The sequence below is a fragment of the Exiguobacterium sp. KKT215 genome (genome assembly GCF_055635335.1).
This window is the reverse complement of sequence record NZ_CM145756.1, coordinates 1,302,468-1,317,334: the sequence shown is the minus strand read 5'-3', so window position 1 is coordinate 1,317,334 and position 14,867 is coordinate 1,302,468. Positions and strand designations below refer to the sequence as shown.

The window sequence follows — 14,867 nt, the reverse complement described above, 5'->3', positions numbered from 1 at the left end:
CAAGAGCCGTCTTCAATCATTATTCTGCGCCAATCTCGACGTTGACGTCGAGGGCGTCGACGAGCGTGAGCTCATCTTCATACCGTTCTTTGAAGCGATCGAACGTGAACTCGTTGGCGAATAAGAACACAGGACGCTCCCAACGATCCGTCACGAGCATGTTGCGTGAGTCCTGGAAGGGCTTGAGCGCCTTCAATTCCTTGTCCTTCACCCAACGTGCGACGCTGTACGAGACCGGCTCCATACGGATGTCGACGCCGTATTCGTTGTTCAAGCGATACTCGAACACTTCGAATTGGAGTTGACCGACCGCACCGAGATAAATCTCGTTGTATTCGTTGCGATACACTTGAATTGCTCCCTCTTGGGCGAGCTGCTCCACACCTTTGTGGAAATGCTTCGACTTGAGCGAGTTGATTGGCGAGACGCGCATGAACAGTTCAGGCGGGAACGTCGGCAACGCCTCAAACGCGATTTTCTGTTTCGACGTCGTGATCGTGTCGCCGATTTGGTATGTCCCCGAATCGTAAATCCCGATCACGTCTCCAGCGAACGCCTGATCGACCGTTTCCCGGTCGTTGGCCATGAGCTGCGTCGATTGACTCAATTTGATTTTCTTCCCTGTCCGCGTGAGTGTGACGTCCATGCCGCGCTCGAACACGCCCGAACAGATGCGGACGAAGGCGATGCGGTCACGGTGGGCCGGGTTCATGTTCGCTTGAATCTTGAAGACGAAGCCGCTGAAGTCTTCTGACGTCGGGTCGATTGGACCGACATTCGACTTACGGGCCTCAGGGGCCGGTGACATGGCGAGATAGTGGTTCAAGAACGATGTCACGCCGAAGTCGACGAGGGCCGTCCCGAAAAAGACCGGAGTCAATTTCCCGTGCTGAATCGCATCGACTTCGATTTCATTGCCGGCACCGTCGAGAAGATCGATTTCATCTCGAAGGTTCGTCAAGTTCTCTTCCGTTAAATAATCGGCGAGAATCGGGTCATTGACGCCGTCCTCGTTCAACGTGAGCGTCCCTTTCTCACCCCGGAACAAGTGGACTTCGTTCTTCAGGCGGTCGTACACCCCTTCGAACTGCATCCCGCTCCCGATCGGCCACGTGACGGCGACCGAAGGCATCCCGAGCACTTCTTCGAGCTCTTCCATGAGTTCGAGCGGGTCTTTCGCTTGGCGGTCCAATTTGTTCATGAACGTGAAGATTGGAATCCCCCGCATCCGACAGACTTGGAACAATTTCTTCGTCTGCGTCTCAATCCCTTTGGCCGCATCGATGACCATGACGGCGCTATCGACCGACGTCAACACACGGTACGTGTCTTCCCCGAAATCGTTGTGTCCGGGCGTGTCCATGATTGAGACGACCTTATCTTGATAGACGAACTGCATGACCGACGAGGTGACCGAGATCCCACGTTGTTTCTCGATTTCCATCCAGTCCGACTTGGCATGTTTGGAATTTTTGCGGGCTTTGACCGTCCCCGCCTCACGGATGGCGCCTCCGTGGAGGAGCAACTTCTCCGTCAGCGTCGTCTTACCGGCATCCGGGTGCGAGATGATGCCGAAAATACGACGCTTCTCAACTTCTTGTTTTAATTGATTCATGTATGGCTCTTTCCTTTCTGGACAATACGATTTATACGATGTCTTGCTCACTGCAACGCTATCTATTCTAACGAAGCCGGCCCGTTTCGTCCATCTTTATAGTAGGGAACGGATAGCTGTAGCTTTTGTATCGCGCCCCTTTTTTGTATACTTAGCTTGAATGATCGTGAAATGACAGAACGGGGGAAAGACGATGCCAGAAAACTTGATGATGTATTTCATTGTCTTCTGGGGATTCGTGATGATCGGGTTAATGTCGATCGGCGGTTACTTTATGTTCCGTAAATTTTTGAAACGAATGCCAAAAGAAGATGGACGCTCACTCCTCGACATCGAGGATGACTACATCGACAAGACACGCCACTTATGGACACCGGAGACGCGAACGTTGCTCGACCGCCTCGTCACGCCGGTACCAGAGCTGTTCCGCGACGTCGCCATCCGCAAGATCGCCGGTAAGATTGGACAATTCGCCCTCGAGACCCGGGCACGTGAAATGACGACCGAGCTCGTCGTCAAAGGCTATATCGCCGCAACACCGAAGCGGGACCATAAGTTCTTAAAGAAGGCACTTGAAGAAGAGCAAATCGACTGGAAAGTGTATCAACATTACTTCCAACAATGAGACGAGACGTCAGGACATGTGCCTGGCGTCTTTTTGTTCACCCCTTGATGTCGACTCATCGTAGCCGACTGGTTATGTCTCCTGCTTACGAAATTGTGCCATACGACTAATAGGTCAAAAGTACCCTTTTCACGAGTGATAACTATCTAAAGATAATGTTCATAATATAGACAATATTGGAAACGATTACATTAAAGTGGTATGACCAATATTAGTATAACAATTTCGTTTTCCGCAATAAAAAATGGATAGCTTTTCCTTTATTTACATTTCTATAATATACGTATCTTGATGCCGAAGGAGGTTTTTATATGCATGATGTCACACATGTCACGCAAACCGACAGTACCCGCTCCGCCGAAGCGATTGTCGAGAGCCAGACGTTTCACAAACTGATGCGAGAAAAGAATCGGTTCATTGTTCCATCCATCATCTTCTCCCTTATCTTCTACTTCACGTTGCCAATCTCGACAAGTTACTTCACCTTTTTGAATATCCCGGTCGCCGGAGACATCACATGGGCCCGGGTGCTCGCCTTCGCCCAATTCTTTATGACCTGGACGTTCTGTGTGATGTACAGCCGCCGGGCCCGTCGGTTTGACGAACTCGTCACCGCCATCAAACAAGAGGAGGACGACCGATGAACTGGACCGCTATTTTATTATTCCTCGCGATTGTCGGGCTCACGCTCGTCATCACGTTCTTCGCCGCTCGTAAAACGAAGACCGCGAGCGACTTTTATACGGCCGATGGAGGGTTGACCGGTTTCCAAAATGGGCTCGCCATCGCTGGGGACTATATGTCGGCAGCTTCTTTCCTCGGGATTGCCGGGATGATTGCCCTCGCCGGATTTGACGGTTTCTTCTATTCAATCGGCTTCTTGGTGGCTTATCTCGTTGTGCTCTACCTCGTGGCCGAGCCGCTCCGTAACCTTGGCAAGTATACGATGGCCGATATGATTGCGGCTCGATTCAACAAACCGCGCGTGCGCGGTGTCGCCGCCATGAACGCCATCGTCATCTCGATTTTCTATATGATCGCCCAGCTCGTCGGGGCCGGCGCGCTCATCGAGTTATTGCTCGGCATCCCATACACGACGAGTGTCGTCGTCGTCGGGATTTTGATGACGGTGTACGTCGTCTTCGGAGGGATGACCGCAACGTCATGGGTACAGATCACGAAAGCTGTGCTATTGATGATCGGGACCGCCATCATCTCGTTTCTCGTGTTCGCTCGCTTTGACTTCTCTGTCTTCACCATGTTCTCCGAAGTGAGCAAGGCGACGCCGCTCGGCGACAGTTTCTTGAACCCAGGCAACAAGTTCAAGCTCCCGCTCGACACGATCTCGCTCAACTTGGCACTCGTCCTCGGGACGGCGGGGCTGCCCCACATCCTTATCCGTTTCTTCACGGTCAAAGATGCACCGACAGCACGCCAATCGGTCGTCTATGCGACATGGATCATCGGTGCGTTCTACATATTGACAATCTTCCTCGGATTCGGGGCTGCCGCATTCGTCGGCTCGGATGCCATTATCGCCGCCAACCCGGCCGGCAACATGGCCGCACCGCTCCTGGCCCAAGTGCTCGGCGGCGACTTGTTGTTCGCCTTTGTCGCGGCGATCGCATTTGCCACGATCCTTGCCGTCGTCGCCGGCCTCGTCCTTTCGGCCGCCTCGGCATTCGCCCACGACTTTTATGGACATATCGTCCGTAAGGGGGAAGCGACTGAGAAAGAACAAGTCACGGCTGCCCGCATCGCTTCGATCGCTGTCGCCCTCGTCTCGATGGGACTCGCGTTTTTCGCACAGTCGATGAACGTCGCTTTCCTCGTCTCGCTCGCTTTCGCCGTGGCCGCCAGTGCGAACTTGCCGGTCATCTTGTTCACGATTTACTGGAGACGGTTTAACACCGGAGGAGCCGTGTTCGGCATGATTGTCGGCTTGTTCTCGTCACTCTTCCTCGTCGCCATCAGCCCGAACGTATGGGCGCCGGACGGTTCCGCCATCTTTATCGGTGAGGCTCTGTTCCCGCTCACGAATCCGGGCATCGTGTCGATCCCGCTCGGTTTCTTCGCCGCTATCGTCGGGACGTACGTGACGAAGTCAGATGAAGTCGCCGGAAACTTCGAACGGATTCTCGTCAAGGCCAACACCGGAATCGATGCCGAGACCGAAGCAGCCATGACCAAAAAATCTTCTTAATCGACAAAACGGCGTCCCTCGCAAGGGACGCCGTTTATGATGCTACGATTTGTTTGTACTTTTGATACATGGCGATGCGCCACGGGACAATCATGCCCCAGGCGATCAAATAGAACAGGCCGCCCGTCGCAAATATGTTTACCTCGTCCCCGAGAAACGCCTTCATGACCGTCCGGATGGCCAATAAGACAAACACGACGATAAAGAACGCTTTCGAACGGGATAGATAAACTTCCCCGTCACGTTTCTCGAAATTCGACGTCTTGATGAGGAACACGCTGAAAATCAATCCGACGATCAGCGCCTCTCCGACCTCGAGCCAAGTCAGCCGAAACGCCGGGACGAGAAATTGTAACATGCCCGTCGACATCGCCAGCGGCGGAATCAAAATCTTTTTCGCATTCGTCGGACGTGCTGACGCTTTGACGCGAACGAAGCTCGCAATCAAGCCCATCATCAGTGCGACGAGGGTCGATCCCCAAAATATCGACATTCGGTCAACCCCTTTAAAATCCGGTGAATCCTACTAATTCGCTCATCCAAGCAGCGAAGCGGTTCATTCCATCAAAATATAATACGACGCCGAAAGCCATCATCAAATAGCCTCCGAGTCTTGCTACCTTGGCGCTATTGCGTGCCAAGTACTTGATTTTGCCGACAAAACCGGCCATAACGAGGAATGGGATGGCAAAGCCGATGACGTACGCCAACATATAGCCCATTCCCTGACTCGGGTTCGACGCCGCGAGGGCGATGACGCCAGCAAGAATCGGTCCGGTACAAGGTGTCCACCCTGCTGCGAATCCGATTCCGATGAGTGCCGTCCCAAAATAGCCGCTCTTGCGCTCTCCTAATGCGAGTTTTTTCTCGCGCATCATAAAACGTGGTTGCCAGAGACCTGCCAAGAAGACACCAAATACGAAGATAAGGATGGCACCGAACATGCGCAAACTATCTTTGTATTGAATGAACACGTCGGCAATCAGCGAGGTCGACAAACCGAGCACGAGAAAGACGATAGAGAAACCGAAGAGGAATGAGAACGTATGAAACCATGCCGTGCGCTGCCGCAGTCCTTCGCTCTTCAAATCAGAGACAGAGACCCCAGTGATATACGATAAAAAGACTGGATACAACGGTAGCGTGCACGGAGACAAAAATGACAAGACGCCCGCCCCAAATGCGAGCCAAAGGGTAACTTCCATGCGATCTTCCACCTTTCAGCCCCATTATAGCGAAAACCTTTTCAAAATGCTCGCATCTTTTTCTGCAACGATTGTTTGATAGAAATTGTAATCTTTGAAATGGAAATGAAACTTGTAAACAGTAGTGTTAGATGCTAAGATTTGGATATTCCTAAGTAACACTTTTGACTTTATAATGATGGGGGAAACACCGTGGCGGTCATCACAGCTGAAAACTTACATTATGCCATTGAACAGAAACGCGATGAACTGTACGAAATCGCTTCACAGCACAGTTGGACGTCTCCTGAAGTGATTCACGTCAGCCAAGAGTTAGACAAGCTGATCACACGTCACGTCCTGGCTATACATGCTTCAGAACACCTAAATTTTTAAATGAACGGCTCTCCGCATCACATTTGTGGAGAGCCTTTTCCATGGAAAAAAAGACGCCGGTATTGGCGTCTTTTTTTGTAATTTATGACATCAGACGTTGGCCTGATTGAAGTTCATACATCTTTTTGTAGAGCCCGTCTTGTTTCAATAACGATTGATGATTACCTCGTTCGACGATTTCACCTCGATGGAGGACGAGTATCAAGTCGGCATCTTGAATTGTCGAGAGTCGGTGTGCGATGGCAATCGTCGTCCGACCACGTCTCATCCGCTCGAGGGCGAGTTGAACGCGCTCCTCGGTCTCGGTATCAATCGAACTCGTCGCCTCATCCAAAATCAAGATTTTCGGATCCCGGGCGACCGTCCGGGCGAACGCGAGCAATTGCCGTTCCCCGCTCGAGAACGTCGCCCCCCGTTCACCGACCGTATGCCCGTAGCCGGCCTCGAGTTTCTCGACGAACGTATGGGCTTGGACGAACTCAGCCGCTTCCCGGACTTTGTCCGAGTCGATTGTCGGGTTAAATAGTTTTAAGTTGTCCTCGATCGTCCCCGTGAACAAGAACGGGTCTTGGAGCACAAGGCCGACTTTGGCTCGAAGCTCGGCTTCCTCGAACTGCTCGATCGGATGCCCATCAATCGTGATTTGTCCTGATTGATACGGATAGAACCGAGTCAACAAGTTGATGATTGAACTCTTCCCGCTCCCGGTATGACCGACGAGGGCGACCGTCTCGCCCGGCTTGGCGACGAACGAGATGTGTTTCAATACGTCGACTTCCCCGTCGTAGCTGAACGTGACGTTCTCGAAGCGCACTTCCCCGGAGCCAATTTCAGCCGTTCCCTCCAAGCTCTTTCCTGGGGCCGGTTCATCCGTGTCCAAGACTTTGAAGACTCGGTCCGCCGAAACGACCGCCTGTTGAAATTCACTCAATCGTTGCATGATATCGAGCACGGGACGGAAGATTCGTTCGATATAGCTGATAAAGGCGTAGACGACCCCGACTTGTACTTGCTCGGTAGTTGACAAGACGCCGTAATAGCCGAGCAGCCCGATGATGGAGAAGGCTAGCAACAATTCGATGATCGGTCGCAACAACATACTGTCGAGCTTCAAGTTCCGATAACGTGCTTCTTGGTGGGCTTCGTTCGTCTCTTCGAATTGGCGGACAAGCCGCTCTTCTTGACGAAACTGTTGAACGATTCCCATCCCGTTAATCGACTCATTCAACTGTCCGTTCAATTGTGACAGCAGATCACGCACTTGCGCGAAGTACTTTGTCGAGTAGCGACGATACACCCAGATGATGAGCCAGAACAACGGCACGAGCACAAGCCCCATCGTTGCGAGCGTCGGTTCGAGGATATAGAGAAACACGTATGTCCCGAGCAGCTGCACGGCCGATTGGACGAACGTGCTCATCACCCCGACGTACAGCTCCTTGACCGCCTCGGTGTCGTTCGTAATCCGCGAGACGAGTACGCCTGCTGGCGTCCGGTCGAAATAGGCGAGCCGCATGCCCATGACGTGACGGAAAATATCCATCCGAATGTTTTGAACGATTTTTAAGGCAATCTTTTGGAATGAAATTGACTGTAAATAGTCGAAGATGATCGCCGACACATGCAAGACCAAATAAACGACGAGCAATGTGACGACCCAGTTCGTCGGATAGACGCCTGGCGTCACGAACTCATCAATAAAGACCTTGATTAAAAACGGTCCCGCGAGCTTCGCACCGGTGGCGAGCAGCAAGAAGACGAAAGCGAGACTGAGTGGGCGTGAGTAACGATTCGTATACGCCAATAGACGTTTGATGACCGCCCATTCCTGAACGTCATGCTTCATGGTGGCCACCCCCTTCTACGATTGCTTCGAGCTGTTGACGATCATACGTATCTTTGTACCATCCCGGTTCGCGAATCAAGTCCTGATGCCGGCCCCGTTGGATGATACGACCGTCTTCGAGAACGAGAATCTCGTCGGCGTGCTCGACCGCAGACAGTCGGTGCGCGACAATCAACCGAGATTGATCGGGATTCCCGGCCCGGAAATGCTCGATGATTGCTTCTTCCGTCTTCGCATCGACGGCGGAGAGGGCATCGTCTAGAATCAATACGTCCGCCTCAATCATGAGCGCACGCGCAATCGAGATCCGTTGTTTTTGGCCGCCCGATAGCGTGACTCCCCGTTCGCCTACAAGCGTGGCATAACCTTCTGGTAACCGCATGATGTCATCATGCACTTCGGCGATTTTAGCCGCCTCCATAATCTCGTCAAGTTTCGCTTCCGGTTTGCCGAACGCGATATTGTTTGCAATCAAGTCGCTGAACAAGAAGTGGTCTTGCGGGACGACGGCGACCTTGTCGAGCAGAAGTGACTTTTTCACCTGTCGGATATTGATGCCCCCGATTTTAATCGTGCCGTCATGGACGTCATACTCCCGCGTCAACAGCCGAACGATTGTCGTTTTACCGGAGCCTGTCCGTCCGACAATTCCGAGCGTGCGCCCGCGTTCGATCCGGAACGACACGTCTTGTAAGACGGGTGTCTCATCATAGCGGAAAGCATGAATGTCTGCCTCAATCTCCGAATGGGCAAGTTTCGTCGCCGCCATCGGGTCATCTTGAATCTCAGGTTTGACGGCGAGCATTCGCTCGATTCGGTCATAAGACGCACGACCGCGTTCGACGATATTGAACAGCCAGCCGAACGCGAGCATCGGCCAAGTGAGCAAACTGAGATACGCCGTGAAACTGACGATTTGACCGATTGTCAGCTCGCCTTGTTCAATCAAATAGGCCCCATAGCCAATCGATAGGATATACGAGAGGCCGACGATTCCGAAGATGGTCGGGTCGTATAGGGCATCGATTTTGGCGACGCGGACGTTCTTCGCCATGACCTCGTCGGATAACTTCTCGAACGAGTCGACGTCGCGGCCGACTTCTCCGGCCGATTTCAATACCCGAACACCGCTGACGCTCTCTTGGACTTTGTCATTCAGTTCGGAGAACGCCGCCTGAGCGACCCCGAACCGATTATGTAATAGTTTGCCGTATCGTGTCGTTAACGCGACCATGATTGGCAGCGGCAACAGCGCTACGACCGTCAACTTCCAACTAATCGTCGTCACCATCGTGATGATGACGAACGTCCCCATGGTAATGCTGTCGACGAGCGTCAAAATCCCCGCACCCGCCGTCGTCGAGACGGCTTGGACATCGTTCGTCGCATGGGCCATCAAATCCCCGACCCGCGACTTCTTATAAAAACGTTGATCTAAATCGGTGAAATGGCGATAGAGCTGACTCCGCAACATCCGACCGAGCCGAATTGAAGCCCCAAAGATGAAGTACCGCCAGAAGAAGCGGGCCACATAGTTTCCGATGCCGACGGCCGCGAGCCCGCCGAGCAACATCCACAATAAATCTGTTTCGAGCGATTCTCGGTTGATCTCATCGACGATTCGGCCGATGATGCGTGGCGGCACGAGTTCGAGCGCCGCAACGAACATGAGTAGGACGATACCGAGCGCATACGTCCGCCATTCGAGCTTGAAGAACCAAGCCAATTGTTTGAATACACGAATCTGAAACACCCCCTATGTTGTCTTGAATTCAGACTATTCTTTTAGATTAGCGAAAGTTTGTTCGATTGTCTAACAAAAAATGGATACAAAAAGCACTTTGCGGGCGCAAAGTGCTTCGGTCGATCCGGTTTATTTCTTTTCGTTCTTCATTTGAACGTTCATGGCGCGCATCACTTGGTTGACTTTCTTCTGTGACGGCTTTTGACCCATTTGCATCATCAATGTACGAATCATATCTTCGTTGATCGGTGGGTTCTGTTCGAGGTAGTTCATCATGTATTTACGAGCGATAAAGAAACCGATCGCAATACCCCCGATTAGTGCTGCCACGATCAGAAGAATCCAGAATAATGTACTCAAGGCTTAACCTCCTCTACCATATGAAACATCGTTTTTTACTATACACTATATTACGCTAATTCGCTAGTCGTCTGTAAAAAAAGTGGTGACCCAAAACTCCGGGCCACCACTGATAGTAAGCGATTAAAGTGATTTGACAGCAGCGACGACGTTGTCGACCGACATGCCATATTCTTTCATGAGGAGATCCCCAGGGGCAGAGGCACCGAACTTGTCGATTCCGAGTACTTTACCGCCGAATCCGACGTATTTGTACCAGCCGAGTGTCGCGCCCGCTTCAAGCGAGACACGCTTCGTGATTGACGAAGGAAGGACCGACTCTTTGTATTCTGCTGACTGTGCTTCGAACAATTCCCACGAAGGCATCGAGACGACAGCCGCGTTCACGCCGTCAGCCGCGAGTGCTTCGCGAGCTTCGACGAGGACGTGTACTTCAGAACCTGTACCGAGAAGGAGGACGTCCGCCTCGTTCGAGTTACCGGCGACGACGTAGCCACCTTTGGCCGCTTCTTCAATCGACGTGCCCTCGAGTTCTGGCAACGCTTGACGCGTCAAGACGAGAAGTGACGGTGATGATTTCGTCGTGATTGCTTGCTTCCAAGCCGCAATCGTCTCTTTTCCATCAGCCGGACGGAGAACAGACAAGTTTGGCATCGCACGGAAGCTCATCAAGTGCTCGACCGGTTCGTGTGTCGGGCCGTCTTCGCCGACCGCGATTGAATCGTGTGTCAAGACGAACGTCGATGGGATTCCCATGAGGGCCGCGAGTCGTACCGCTGGACGCAAATAGTCTGAGAAGACGAAGAATGTCGCGCCGTAAGGAAGGACCCCACCGTGGAGTGCCATACCGTTGACGGCAGCTGCCATTGCGAATTCACGGACGCCGAACCAGATGTTGCGGCCTGCTGGATCTTCATCGAAGTCTGCAGCACCTTTAATCATCGTGTTGTTCGAGCCCGCGAGGTCAGCCGAACCACCGAAGAGTGTCGGCACCGCTTTAGCGATTGCGTTCAATACTTCACCGCTCGTTTGACGTGTTGCTTTCTTCGAACCGATTTCGAACGTCGGCAACTCGCTGTCCCAACCTTCTGGGAGCTCGTTGTTCACTGCACGCTCGAACTGGGCACCGAGTTCAGGGTGTGACGACTTGTAAGCCGCGACGAGTTCGTTCCAGTCCGCTTCCGCTTTGGCACCTGGCTCAACGACTTTCTCGTTGAACAAGTCGTACACTTCGGTCGGTACGTAGAAGTTTTCGCCTTCCCACTTATAGAACTGCTTCGTGAGCTCGATTTCAGCTTCGCCGAGCGGCGCGCCGTGTGAGGCCGATTTCCCTGACTTGTTCGGTGAACCGAAGCCGATCACCGTCTTCACTTCGATGAGGGTCGGTTTCGACGTTTCTGCTTTCGCTTCGTCGATTGCTTTCGCGATTGTATCGATGTCCGTGCCATCTTCAACGCGAATCACTTGCCAGCCGTAAGCGTTGAAACGATCTTCGACACTTTCTGAGAACGACTTGTGAAGGTCGCCATCGAGTGAGATGTCGTTTGAATCATAAAGGACGACGAGCTTTCCGAGTTTCAAGTGACCAGCGAGTGAGGCAGCTTCTGCCGACACGCCTTCCATCAAGTCACCGTCTCCGCAAATCCCGTATGTGAAGTGGTCAACCACTTTGAACTCATCACGGTTGTAAGTCGCTTCCAAATGCTTTTCAGCCATCGCCATACCGACTGCCATGGCAATCCCTTGGCCAAGCGGTCCAGTCGTCGCGTCGACACCAGCCGTGTGACGGTACTCTGGGTGTCCAGGCGTCTTCGAATCCATTTGACGGAACGATTTGAGGTCGTCGAGTGAAAGGTCGTAACCAGATAAGTGAAGAAGCGAGTACAAGAGCATCGAACCGTGTCCCGCTGAAAGAACGAACCGATCGCGGTTGAACCAGTTCGGGTTTTTCGGGTTGTGACGCATCTTATCCGTCCAAAGTGTGAACGCCATCGGAGCCGCACCCATCGGCATCCCCGGGTGACCAGAGTTCGCTTTTTGGACCGCATCAATCGAGAGCGTCCGAATCGAGTTAATCGCTAATAATTCTTTAGTAGTTGTTTCCACTAATTTCATCCTCTCTGTTGTTACAAAGTTTCTACCCGTCATATTTTAGCATACTCATTCGTGTGTCACAACTAATTAATTAGTATAACACATTGAATGGAATCGTTTACTTCCTTTCGTCCAAAATCAGTCCAATAAGTCCCCCTGATCCCCGTTCGCGTATAACAAACATGCACACCCTATATGAAATAGGATGTGCATTCGTGGTCACTCCGAGCGATGTCGTTTCTGCTCGTCTTTCAATTTTTCAGGCGTTACATCGTTCCCGTCCGGATCGACGACCTTCATCCCCATCATTTGTGATTTGAATGATTGGCGGAACGCTTGCAAATATTGTTGGCGCAGCGCTTGCTGCTCGTCCATCTCTTCTGATGACAATCCATCTGTCTTGGCTTTGTTGGCGAGAAAATTGATTCGCTCCAACTGTTCAGGTGCTAGCATCAGGCTCGCCCCCTCTCTACTGAATTTGTTCTTCTACTGTACAAAATCAGCGAGCAGGAATCAAGTTTCTGGCACTGATACGTGCTCCAAATAACGACGGTTCACGGTCGCTTTCGACACCTCATAGCCAAAACCACGTAGCGTGGCGGCAATTTCAGCGAACGTCAGTCCGCGCTCGCGCAGTTGGACGATCTCTTCGATCGGGACTTCGATTCGGCTCCGACCGCCTTGATCGTGATGTTGGATGTTGCGGTGCGGGTTGAACCCGTTCGCGACCGCCCGACGCATGCCGCGTGAGATTTTCGCATTATGGATTTTACGCTGGTACTCCTCGACGACACTGACGATTTCAAGCACCATCTTCTCGGCATCCGAGACGACGTATTCATCGGACGATTGCATCGTCAACAAGCGGACGTTATGTTTCATGAGCGTATGCAAGATGGCGATTTTCGCGTTCCCTCGTCCGAGGCGGCTGTCATCGCTCACGAGCACGGCATCGAGATTAGACGTCGAGACGTGCTCCAACAAATCGAGCAACCCCGTCCGATTGACCTCATACCCACTCTCTTGCTCACTGATCACATCGACGATTTCGGCGTTAAGACGTTTCGCCATCCGCGTCAGTTCGTCCGCTTGGCGACCGAGTGACGTCTCTTGCGTGGACTTGTTCGTCGACACGCGACAATAAATGACGACTCGCATCCCGTCACTTCCTTTCTTTCCATTCGCCCTCTACGATACACAGGTTCGGGGGCTGTTCGCAATCAGAAAAGATTATTCGGCGGCGAACCACGTCGTCTTGTCGTCTTCTTTCTCAGCGCGTTCGGCGAGAAGCTGTGCCTCGAGCGACTCGGCCTCCGTCAAGGCGACTTCTTCTTCGACGCTATGCTCGATCACCGGTTCGGTCGCGACGACATCGACGTCGTGGCGCATCTCCCCGACCATATAAAACGCGAACATTCCAAGTGCCAACATGCCGACTAAAATGATTCCATTGATTGTGTCTCTCATAACGATTACCTCCTGGGAATAAGAATACACGTTCTTGAGAACGTCTGTTCGTTTATCTGTTCTCATCATAAAACAAGAACTTCTGTTCGGTCAAGTAGAAAAAAACGAACGAATGTTTGTGCGCTCATGTGTTCTTGTGTTAAACTAAACCCATAAAGAATAGGATGCGTTCGCAGGTTATTCGACATAATCGAGGTGAAATCCATTGAAAAAAATGTCAGCAAGACAACAACAGATTCTTGATTTTATAAAAGCCGAGGTCCGGGCGAAAGGGTATCCACCTTCCGTTCGTGAAATCGGAGAGGCAGTCGGACTCGCATCGAGCTCGACCGTCCACGGCCACTTGGACCGTCTAGAGAAGCGTGGATTGATTCGACGTGACAAGACGAAGCCACGTGCCATCGAAATTTTAGATGAAGAGATGTCAGTCGTGGAAGACCATGATGCCGTCATGTACGTGCCGGTCATCGGGAAAGTCACGGCCGGTACGCCAATCACGGCAATCGAGAACGTGGAAGAGCACTTCCCGCTCCCGGCCCACGTCGTCGGTTCCGACAACGTCTACATGCTCTCGGTATCGGGAGACTCGATGATTAACGCCGGCATCTTGGACGGGGACCGTGTCCTCGTCCGCCAACAGAACACGGCCGACAATGGAGAGATTGTCGTCGCCATGACGGATGAAGGCGAAGCGACGGTGAAGCGGATTTATAAAGAAGCTTCGAAAGTCCGTCTTCAACCAGAGAACGACGAGCTCGAAGCGATGTATTTCGATAACGTGTCGATTTTAGGGAAGGTCATCGGTGTATACCGCACGATTCACTAATGGCTAGTGGCAAGACACATACCCGTACGAATCTCGTGGCAATCGGTGCTCTTGCGATTGCCACGCCTTTTATTGACATCGATGTTCCGACCATGTTCCTATTCGGCGCCCTAATCGGGACGTTCTGGCTCTCCCCGGACCTTGACTTAAAGTCGGACGCCTATTATCGATGGGGACCACTCCGAGGCTTTTGGCTCCCTTACGTGAAGATTATGCCCCATCGGTCGTTATTCTCGCATTTGCCGCTCTTGAGCGATCTGATCCGGGTCATCTATCTTGGCTTCCCGCTCACGCTCGTGCTCACGTTCACGCCGTATGAGGAAGCTGCCAGATCATGGCTCGACCTAAACGGGGCCGCATGTTTCTTCGGACTCGTCTTCGCGACGACGTTACATACGACGCTCGATTATGCGTCCACGTTCTTCAAACGTGCCTTTTAAGCCAAACATTTATGCCATACACCTAAAAGGGCAACCCGTCTAGTAGAGACTGGGTTGCCCTTTTTGA

16 protein-coding genes are annotated in these 14,867 nt (G+C 52.2%); 6 read left to right on the top strand and 10 right to left on the bottom strand.

The genetic code is table 11. The features are described 5' to 3' along the window. Positions 1–19: 19 nt before the first annotated feature. Positions 20–1,615 (bottom strand): peptide chain release factor 3, encoded by a 1,596-nt coding sequence (locus tag ACZ2GZ_RS06865; protein WP_058763801.1) that lies wholly within the window; start codon positions 1,613–1,615, stop codon positions 20–22. 193 nt (positions 1,616–1,808) lie between these two features. Between ACZ2GZ_RS06865 and ACZ2GZ_RS06860 the strand changes: the two genes are divergently transcribed. The 3 genes from ACZ2GZ_RS06860 to ACZ2GZ_RS06850 all read left to right on the top strand — a co-directional run bounded on the left by ACZ2GZ_RS06860 (position 1,809) and on the right by ACZ2GZ_RS06850 (position 4,443). Further along, a complete protein-coding gene (locus tag ACZ2GZ_RS06860) occupies positions 1,809–2,240 on the top strand; it encodes a DUF2621 domain-containing protein (protein ID WP_021067576.1) in 432 nt (143 codons plus the stop codon). A gap of 311 nt (positions 2,241–2,551) precedes the next feature. Continuing rightward, entirely contained in the window at positions 2,552–2,884 is a 333-nt protein-coding gene (locus tag ACZ2GZ_RS06855) for a DUF485 domain-containing protein (RefSeq protein WP_470295591.1), read from the top strand. Then, positions 2,881–4,443: a solute symporter family protein gene (locus tag ACZ2GZ_RS06850; protein ID WP_470295590.1), complete on the top strand. Its 1,563-nt coding sequence runs from the start codon at positions 2,881–2,883 to the stop codon at positions 4,441–4,443. Before ACZ2GZ_RS06855 ends, ACZ2GZ_RS06850 begins: the two co-directional genes overlap by 4 nt. Positions 4,444–4,477: 34 nt before the next feature. Here the strand turns inward: ACZ2GZ_RS06850 and ACZ2GZ_RS06845 are convergent, their stop codons facing one another. After that, a complete protein-coding gene (locus ACZ2GZ_RS06845; protein WP_034797347.1) occupies positions 4,478–4,930 on the bottom strand; it encodes a CcdC family protein in 453 nt (150 codons plus the stop codon). Between the two features lie 19 nt (positions 4,931–4,949). Then, positions 4,950–5,648, bottom strand: a complete 699-nt coding sequence (locus ACZ2GZ_RS06840; protein ID WP_214714764.1) for a cytochrome c biogenesis CcdA family protein — start codon at positions 5,646–5,648, stop codon at positions 4,950–4,952. A gap of 192 nt (positions 5,649–5,840) precedes the next feature. On the opposite strand from ACZ2GZ_RS06840, the gene ACZ2GZ_RS06835 reads away from it, so the two are divergent. Further along, positions 5,841–6,023 carry an aspartyl-phosphate phosphatase Spo0E family protein gene (locus tag ACZ2GZ_RS06835; protein ID WP_029595353.1) on the top strand — a complete coding sequence of 61 codons (183 nt, stop codon included), beginning with the start codon at positions 5,841–5,843 and terminating at the stop codon, positions 6,021–6,023. A gap of 82 nt (positions 6,024–6,105) precedes the next feature. Here ACZ2GZ_RS06835 and ACZ2GZ_RS06830 read toward each other — a convergent pair whose 3' ends face one another. The 7 genes from ACZ2GZ_RS06830 to ACZ2GZ_RS06800 all read right to left on the bottom strand — a co-directional run bounded on the left by ACZ2GZ_RS06830 (position 6,106) and on the right by ACZ2GZ_RS06800 (position 13,534). Beyond that, positions 6,106–7,869, bottom strand: coding sequence for an ABC transporter ATP-binding protein (locus ACZ2GZ_RS06830; protein WP_021067582.1), 1,764 nt, complete (start codon positions 7,867–7,869; stop codon positions 6,106–6,108). Next, positions 7,859–9,613 (bottom strand): ABC transporter transmembrane domain-containing protein, encoded by a 1,755-nt coding sequence (locus ACZ2GZ_RS06825; RefSeq protein WP_470295606.1) that lies wholly within the window; start codon positions 9,611–9,613, stop codon positions 7,859–7,861. The genes ACZ2GZ_RS06830 and ACZ2GZ_RS06825 overlap by 11 nt, the downstream gene beginning before the upstream one ends. Positions 9,614–9,742: 129 nt before the next feature. After that, a complete protein-coding gene (locus ACZ2GZ_RS06820; protein WP_021067584.1) occupies positions 9,743–9,973 on the bottom strand; it encodes a YneF family protein in 231 nt (76 codons plus the stop codon). A gap of 123 nt (positions 9,974–10,096) precedes the next feature. Beyond that, positions 10,097–12,088 carry a transketolase gene (gene tkt / locus ACZ2GZ_RS06815; protein WP_214714762.1) on the bottom strand — a complete coding sequence of 664 codons (1,992 nt, stop codon included), beginning with the start codon at positions 12,086–12,088 and terminating at the stop codon, positions 10,097–10,099. A gap of 198 nt (positions 12,089–12,286) precedes the next feature. Next, entirely contained in the window at positions 12,287–12,520 is a 234-nt protein-coding gene (locus ACZ2GZ_RS06810) for a DUF896 domain-containing protein (protein ID WP_021067586.1), read from the bottom strand. A gap of 60 nt (positions 12,521–12,580) precedes the next feature. After that, positions 12,581–13,225, bottom strand: a complete 645-nt coding sequence (locus ACZ2GZ_RS06805) for a YneB family resolvase-like protein (RefSeq protein WP_214714760.1) — start codon at positions 13,223–13,225, stop codon at positions 12,581–12,583. A gap of 72 nt (positions 13,226–13,297) precedes the next feature. Next, positions 13,298–13,534: a hypothetical protein gene (locus ACZ2GZ_RS06800; protein ID WP_021067588.1), complete on the bottom strand. Its 237-nt coding sequence runs from the start codon at positions 13,532–13,534 to the stop codon at positions 13,298–13,300. Positions 13,535–13,739: 205 nt separating this feature from the next. Between ACZ2GZ_RS06800 and lexA the strand changes: the two genes are divergently transcribed. Continuing rightward, positions 13,740–14,360, top strand: coding sequence for a transcriptional repressor LexA (gene lexA, locus ACZ2GZ_RS06795; RefSeq protein ID WP_021067589.1), 621 nt, complete (start codon positions 13,740–13,742; stop codon positions 14,358–14,360). Beyond that, the gene (locus ACZ2GZ_RS06790; protein ID WP_214714758.1) at positions 14,360–14,800 is read left to right on the top strand and encodes a metal-binding protein; all 441 of its coding nucleotides are present in this window, start codon (positions 14,360–14,362) and stop codon (positions 14,798–14,800) included. The genes lexA and ACZ2GZ_RS06790 overlap by 1 nt, the downstream gene beginning before the upstream one ends. The last annotated feature ends 67 nt before the right edge of the window (positions 14,801–14,867 follow it).

What these genes read in the sequence shown, in the direction of transcription:
- ACZ2GZ_RS06865 (WP_058763801.1), bottom strand. Translation starts at nt 1,615, where the DNA reads ATGAATCAATTAAAACAAGAAGTTGAGAAGCGTCGTATTTTCGGCATC.
- ACZ2GZ_RS06860 (WP_021067576.1), top strand. Translation starts at nt 1,809, where the DNA reads ATGCCAGAAAACTTGATGATGTATTTCATTGTCTTCTGGGGATTCGTG.
- ACZ2GZ_RS06855 (WP_470295591.1), top strand. Translation starts at nt 2,552, where the DNA reads ATGCATGATGTCACACATGTCACGCAAACCGACAGTACCCGCTCCGCC.
- ACZ2GZ_RS06850 (WP_470295590.1), top strand. Translation starts at nt 2,881, where the DNA reads ATGAACTGGACCGCTATTTTATTATTCCTCGCGATTGTCGGGCTCACG.
- ACZ2GZ_RS06840 (WP_214714764.1), bottom strand. Translation starts at nt 5,648, where the DNA reads ATGGAAGTTACCCTTTGGCTCGCATTTGGGGCGGGCGTCTTGTCATTT.
- ACZ2GZ_RS06830 (WP_021067582.1), bottom strand. Translation starts at nt 7,869, where the DNA reads ATGAAGCATGACGTTCAGGAATGGGCGGTCATCAAACGTCTATTGGCG.
- tkt (WP_214714762.1), bottom strand. Translation starts at nt 12,088, where the DNA reads ATGAAATTAGTGGAAACAACTACTAAAGAATTATTAGCGATTAACTCG.
- ACZ2GZ_RS06810 (WP_021067586.1), bottom strand. Translation starts at nt 12,520, where the DNA reads ATGCTAGCACCTGAACAGTTGGAGCGAATCAATTTTCTCGCCAACAAA.
- ACZ2GZ_RS06805 (WP_214714760.1), bottom strand. Translation starts at nt 13,225, where the DNA reads ATGCGAGTCGTCATTTATTGTCGCGTGTCGACGAACAAGTCCACGCAA.
- ACZ2GZ_RS06800 (WP_021067588.1), bottom strand. Translation starts at nt 13,534, where the DNA reads ATGAGAGACACAATCAATGGAATCATTTTAGTCGGCATGTTGGCACTT.
- ACZ2GZ_RS06790 (WP_214714758.1), top strand. Translation starts at nt 14,360, where the DNA reads ATGGCTAGTGGCAAGACACATACCCGTACGAATCTCGTGGCAATCGGT.